The organism is Kitasatospora sp. NPDC059088 (genome assembly GCF_042738155.1).
Taxonomy (GTDB): domain Bacteria; phylum Actinomycetota; class Actinomycetes; order Streptomycetales; family Streptomycetaceae; genus Kitasatospora.
Genome location: NZ_JBHYGR010000013.1, coordinates 1 through 6175, shown reverse-complemented (window position 1 = coordinate 6175; position 6175 = coordinate 1). Strand labels below are relative to the sequence as shown.

4 protein-coding genes are annotated in these 6175 nt (G+C 73.6%); 2 read left to right on the top strand and 2 right to left on the bottom strand.

Annotated elements, in window-relative coordinates; translation table 11 throughout:
- Positions 1–156: 156 nt before the first annotated feature.
- A complete protein-coding gene (locus tag ACFWXO_RS08515; protein WP_188307623.1) occupies positions 157–804 on the bottom strand; it encodes a TetR family transcriptional regulator in 648 nt (215 codons plus the stop codon).
- Between the two features lie 424 nt (positions 805–1228).
- Here ACFWXO_RS08515 and ACFWXO_RS08510 point away from each other — a divergent pair, with 424 nt between their 5' ends.
- Positions 1229–3628 carry a PQQ-binding-like beta-propeller repeat protein gene (locus tag ACFWXO_RS08510; RefSeq protein WP_380522866.1) on the top strand — a complete coding sequence of 800 codons (2400 nt, stop codon included), beginning with the start codon at positions 1229–1231 and terminating at the stop codon, positions 3626–3628.
- 42 nt (positions 3629–3670) lie between these two features.
- Here the strand turns inward: ACFWXO_RS08510 and galE are convergent, their stop codons facing one another.
- The gene (galE, locus tag ACFWXO_RS08505; RefSeq protein ID WP_380522865.1) at positions 3671–4657 is read right to left on the bottom strand and encodes a UDP-glucose 4-epimerase GalE; all 987 of its coding nucleotides are present in this window, start codon (positions 4655–4657) and stop codon (positions 3671–3673) included.
- 219 nt (positions 4658–4876) lie between these two features.
- Between galE and ACFWXO_RS08500 the strand changes: the two genes are divergently transcribed.
- Positions 4877–5974 (top strand): S1C family serine protease, encoded by a 1098-nt coding sequence (locus ACFWXO_RS08500; protein WP_380522917.1) that lies wholly within the window; start codon positions 4877–4879, stop codon positions 5972–5974.
- The last annotated feature ends 201 nt before the right edge of the window (positions 5975–6175 follow it).

The window sequence follows — 6175 nt, the reverse complement described above, 5'->3', positions numbered from 1 at the left end:
GCGGGCACCCTGTGTGAGGGGTGCCCGCCCACCGGCATGTCTGGCGCGCGTGCGGTACGTCGGCGGACCTCCCCCGAGGACACGGCCGCCGTCCGTCGTACCCCGGACAGGAGGCCGGGGCTGCGCGCGGAGCGGATGGTGGGTCGGAGGAGGGTCCTACTTGGGCGCCTTCTTGCCGGTGACGCCCAGGTACACCAGGGGAGCGAGGTTGGGCTTGAGGTCCTTGACCTTGACGCCCCAGGAGGTGAAGGCCTTCTGGTGCTCGGCCGCCGAGGCGAGCAGCGAGACCAGGGCCCCGGCGACGGCGTTCGGGTCGAGTGACTTGTCGGCCTGACCCTTCGCCTGGAGTTCCTTGACGGCCTCCGCGAGCGGCTTGGCGACCGAGTTGAGGACGGTCATGCGGATCTTGAAGAACCGCTTGTCCCCTTCTGCGGCACCGAGCGTGACCACTCGGAGAATGGCGTCGTTCTTGCGCCAGAAGGCGAGGAATCCGTCGACCAGTTCTTCCGAAGTGGTCGGTCCGGACTTCCCTGCCCAGGACTTTCCGGCCACCAGCTCTTTGAGGGTGTCGGAGTCCTTGGCCATTTCCTCGGCGATTTCGAGGACTGCGCCCTCGACATCCGGGAAGTACTGGTAGAAGGTCGCGGGGGAGGTACCCGCCATACGGGCGACGTCGATGACCTTGACGTCCCGATAGGGCGACGTGCTGAGCATCTCGCGGAGGCAGTCGAGCAGCTTCTGCCGCGTCTCCTGTCCGCGTCGCCCGGCGACGCGACCGTCGACGGTGCGAACTTGTCCTGTCATGCCGTCAGCTTACCGTGGCACGATCTTGGCGCGATTCGGTGATGCGACTATTACTCCGCACGGGGGTCGCTATAGCGGCCTGAACCACTTCGGACGGATATTCACCGGGGTCCGAAGGCGCTCTTGAAGCCCCCCCGTGTGCTTTTGACCCCATAGCGTGACGGCGAGTCCGCTGAGGGGTGGTCGGGTGACAGAGCGTGACCGGTGAGGGGGGTCGGGACGTGGACGGTCCGGGCTCCGGGGCGCAAGCCGGGGCCGGATCGGGCGTCAGGATCCGGCCGTTCCGTCACCGCTGACCAGCGGACTGTCCGTCCGGGGCGGTGGCCGTCTCCCGGTGGGGGAGGTTGGAGTTGCGCGGGGCGGCATTGGAGAATCGGGTCCGGCACCACGCGGCGGGTGCGGACGACGGGGAGGTGGCTGCGGAGTGGACCAGCTGACGGCGCACGATCCGAGGAGGATCGGGCCCTTCGAGGTGCTGGGGCGGCTCGGCGCGGGTGGGATGGGGCTGGTCTACCTGGCGCGCTCCGCCTCCGGGCGCCGGGTGGCCATCAAGACCGTCCGGGGGGAGCTGGCCGAGGACGAGCTGTTCCGGGTCCGCTTCGCCCGGGAGATCGCGGCGGCCAAGACGGTCGGCGGTTTCTACACCGCGGCCGTGGTGGACGCCGACGCGGACGCCCGGGTGCCCTGGCTGGCCACCGCGTACATCCCGGCGCCCTCCCTGGAGGACCTGGTCGAGGAGTGCGGCCCGCTGCCGGTCGACGCCACCCGCTGGCTGGTCGCGGGCATCGCCGAGGCGCTGCAGTCCATCCACGCGGCCGGACTGATCCACCGCGACCTCAAGCCCTCCAACGTGCTGGTGGTCGAGGACGGCCCGAAGGTGATCGACTTCGGCATCGCGGCCGGGGTCTCCAGCACCCGGCTGACCATGACCAACGTCGCGGTCGGCACCCCCGCCTACATGTCCCCGGAGCAGGCCCGGGACAGCCGGACCGTCCGGGGCGCCAGCGACGTCTTCTCGCTCGGCTCGCTGATGGTCTTCTGCGCCACCGGGCACCCCCCGTTCCGGGGCTCCAACCCGGTCGAGACGGTGTTCCAGCTGCTGCGGGAGGAGCCGGACCTCACCGGGATGGCGCCCGAGCTGATGGACCTGGTCCGGGCCTGCATGCAGCAGGCGCCCGAGCGCCGGCCCACCCCCGCGCAGATCCAGGCCGAGCTGGCCCCGCACCTGTTCTCCCGGGACGACGCCGCCGGGGAGGTCGGCGACTGGCTGCCGCCCCACGCGCTGGAGCTGATCGAGCGCAAGCGCGGCCGCCGCCCGAGCGCCCAGCCCCGCTCGTACCCCGGCCCGGCCGAGCCGCCGCGGCCGCCGCACACCCAGGGCCCGCCGCAGCAGCCGCACGTGCCGCCGCCGCACCCCGGCCCGGACGACCCGCGCACCTACCCCGGGGCCGGGCACGCCCCGCCGACCGGGCCGGTGCACGCCGGGCCGCGCCCCGGGGGCCAGGACGACGGGATCCCGACCGCGAAGATCCCCTCCAAGAACAAGCACCGCGCGCCCACCGGCGGCATGGCCGTCGAGGTGCAGCTGTCCGGCGCCTCGGTGCGGATAGGCCCGGGGCCGCGGGCCGAGCACGAGCAGCCCGGTCCGAGCACCGCCCCGGCCACCACCGACTGGGTCCGCCGGGCGGCGCCGACCCCGCCGCCCGTTCCGACCCCGCCGCCCGCCGCGGCGGCCCGCTGGCGCCCCTGGCGGTTCCGGATGTCCAACGACGTCTGGGGCACCCCGGTGGTCGCCGACGGCACGCTCTTCGTCTCCAGCTTCGAGGTGCACGCGCTGGACATCGGCTCCGGCGAGCGCCGCTACAAGACCCGGGACGTCGCCTGGGCGCTCGCGGTGGACGCCGGCCGGGTGCACGCCGCGGACGGTCCGCACCTGTACACCGTGGACGTCGCGGACGGCACCGAGCGCTGGCGCACCTCGCTGGACGGCTGGGTCTACTCGCTCTCCGCCGCCGACGGCGTGCTCTGCTGCGGGGTGCGCGGCGGTGGCGTCCAGCTGCGCGCGGCCGCCACCGGCGCCGAGCTGTGGCGCGCCGACGACGCCCAGCAGGACTACGAGAACCCGCAGTCCGGCCCGGTCCTGGTGGGCGGCGCCGCCTACTACTTCGGCGCCGGACGGCTGCGCTGCGTGGATCCGCGCGGGGCCGGCCTGCGCTGGTCCTTCCAGGTCGGCGAGGACGTGCCCGCGCACCCGGTCGAGCGCGGCGGCGTGCTGTACGTGACGGCGGGCACCCGGGTGTACGCGCTGGACGCGGCCAGCGGCACCGAGCGCTGGCGCTTCGACGCCCCGGTGGTGCTGTTCACCCCGCCGGCGCTGGACGGCGACGCGGTCTACGTGGCCGACTACCTGGGCACCGTCTACGCGCTGGACGCGGCCACCGGCCTGGACCGCTGGCGCGGGGTCACCGGCAGCCGCCAGGGCGCCGAGCCGGTGGTGGTCGGGGACGGCATGGTGCTGGTCGGCAGCGGCGAGGTGCTGTACGCCTTCGAGGCGGCGACCGGCCGGGAGCGCTGGCGCTACACCACGCGCGGCGAGATCGTCGGCTCCCCGGCGGTGGCCGACGGCCTGGTGCACCTGGGCAGCCGGGACCACTCGCTGCACACCCTGGACCTGGCGACCGGTCAGCTGCGCTGGGAGCTCGGCACCAAGGGCGAGCTCACCGGCTCCCCGGTGGCGGTCGGCGGGCGGGTCTTCGTCGGCTCCAAGGACCGCTGCGTCTACGCGCTGGACGCCTACTACGGCACGGCGGTGCCCGCCCGCTGAGCGGGGCGGACACCGCCGTCCGGTGGTCCGGTCACCGACCGGTCAGGCCCTGCGGGCCCCGGGGTGGCGGCTGCACCAGCCCTCCCACGCGGAGGAGACCATGGCCTCGACGTCGTGGCCGGCGCTCCAGCCCAGCTCGCGGTGGATCAGGTCGGCGGCGGCCACCACCCGGGCCGGGTCGCCGGGGCGGCGCGGGGTCACGTCGGCGGTGGTGTCGTAGCCGGTCACCTTGCCGATGACCTCGATCATCTCCTTGACGCTGACGCCCTCGCCGCGGCCGATGTTCAGCACCAGCGCGGTCTCGCCGGCCGGGTCGGCGGCCAGCCGCTTGGCGGCCGCGACGTGCGCCGAGGCGATGTCGGAGACGTGGATGAAGTCGCGGACGCAGCTGCCGTCCGGGGTCGCGTAGTCGTCGCCGAAGACCCGCGGGGCCTCGCCGGCGGTCAGCCGCTCGAAGACCATCGGGATCAGGTTGAACACCCCGGTGTCGGAGAGCTCGGGCGAGGCGGCGCCGGCCACGTTGAAGTAGCGCAGGGCCACGGTGGACATCCCGTGGGCCTTGCCCGCGGCGGCGACCAGCCACTCGCCGGCCAGCTTGGTCTCGCCGTACGGGCTCATCGGGGCGCACGGGGTCGACTCGGTGACCAGGTCGACGTCCGGCATGCCGTAGACGGCGGCGGAGGAGGAGAACAGGAAGCGCTTGACGCCGCCCTCGGCCGCGGCCTCCAGGACCGTCTGCAGGCCGATCATGTTCTCCCGGTAGTACAGGAACGGCTGCTCGACCGACTCGCCGACCTGCTTCTTGGCGGCGAAGTGCAGGATGCCCTCGATGCCGTGCTCGCGGATCGCGGCGTCCAGGACGGCGCGGTCCAGGGTGGAGCCCTCGATCAGCGGGACGCCGGCCGGCACCCGGGAGGCGTCGCCGGTGCTCAGGTCGTCCAGGACGGCGACGCGCTCACCGGCGTCGAGCAGCTGGCGGACGACGTGTCCGCCGATGTATCCGGCACCGCCGGTGATCAACCAAGTCATGCGGCAATCCTAGGCGTTCGGTTTCGGTCGCCGGTGTTCGGGCGAGTCGGGACGGCAAAACGGACAAATCGGTGAAATGCTGACAAAGATTTCCGTGCTCTCATGCCCGCGCCCGCGCGGTGACGAATCGGAGGCAGCCAGGTGAGCCGAAAGAAGGAACACAACCGACCGCTGCCGGCCGGCCCCCGGCCGACCGGTCCCAAGGCGGCGCACCGGCGGCTGCTCGCGTCCGGCGGGGTCGCGGCGGTCACGGCGCTCGCCCTGGCGCTGGCCGGGTGCAGCAGCTCGTCCTCCTCCTCGGCCTCTTCCTCCTCGGCCTCGGCCTCCTCCCCCGGCGCGAGCAAGCAGGCCTCCGCCGCGCCCGCCGCCCAGCCGGGCGGCGCCAACCAGCTGCAGGACGCGTACCAGAAGGTGATCGCCGACGTGCTGCCCTCGGTGGTCCAGATCACCACCGGCGACAGCCTCGGCTCCGGGATCGTCTACGACGACAAGGGCGACATCGTCACCAACGCCCACGTGGTCGGCTCGGCGACCACCTTCACCGTGACGCTGGCCAACTCCACCAAGTCGCTGGACGCCACCCTGGTCGCCAGCTACCCGGACTCCGACCTCGCGGTGATCAAGCTCAGCAGCCCGCCCGGCGGCCTCAAGCCGGCCGCCTTCGGCGATTCGAGCAAGGTCCAGCTCGGCCAGATCACCCTGGCCATGGGCAGCCCGCTCGGGCTCTCCAGCAGCGTCACCCAGGGGATCGTCTCGGCCACCGGGCGGACCGTCTCCGAGCCCCGCGGCGGCGGCTCGCCGGGCGCCACCATCGGCAACATGGTGCAGACCTCGGCCGCGATCAACCCGGGCAACAGCGGCGGCGCGCTGGTCAACCTGGACAGCCAGGTGATCGGCATCAACACCCTCGCCGCGACCGAGCCGCAGACCAACGGCGCGGCGGCCCCCGGCATCGGCTTCGCCATCCCGGCGTCCACCATCACCAACATCACCGACCAGCTGATCAAGCAGGGCAAGGTCACCAACTCCGGGCGGGCCGCGCTCGGCGTCACCGCCCGGACCAGCTTCAACCAGCAGTTCCAGCCGGCCGGCGCGGTCATCGTGGCGGTCAGCCAGGGCGGCCCGGCCGCCTCGGCGGGGCTCCAGGCCGGCGATGTCATCACCAAGCTCGGCGACACCCCGGTCGACTCGCTGAACGCGCTCACCACCGCGCTCGCCTCGCTCACCCCGGGCAACAAGGTCACCGTCGGCTACACCAGGGACGGCAACGCCGCGACCGCCGACGTCACCCTCGGCACGCTGGAGAGCAGCTCCTAGCGCACCCGCCCCCCGACCCCGGTACGCCGGCCGGCCCGTCCACCGCGCAAGGGTTCCGCGGGGCGGCCGCCGCACCGGACCGGGGGGGGGGGGGCGCGCCCCCCCCACAAAGGGGCGCACCCCCCAACCAGAGGGACCCGGGCAGGGGGGCGGCACGGCGGCGTAGCGGCGGCGGGGGGGGACGGCGCGCGCCCGCGAGGC

What these genes read in the sequence shown, in the direction of transcription:
- ACFWXO_RS08515 (WP_188307623.1), bottom strand. Translation starts at nt 804, where the DNA reads ATGACAGGACAAGTTCGCACCGTCGACGGTCGCGTCGCCGGGCGACGC.
- galE (WP_380522865.1), bottom strand. Translation starts at nt 4,657, where the DNA reads ATGACTTGGTTGATCACCGGCGGTGCCGGATACATCGGCGGACACGTC.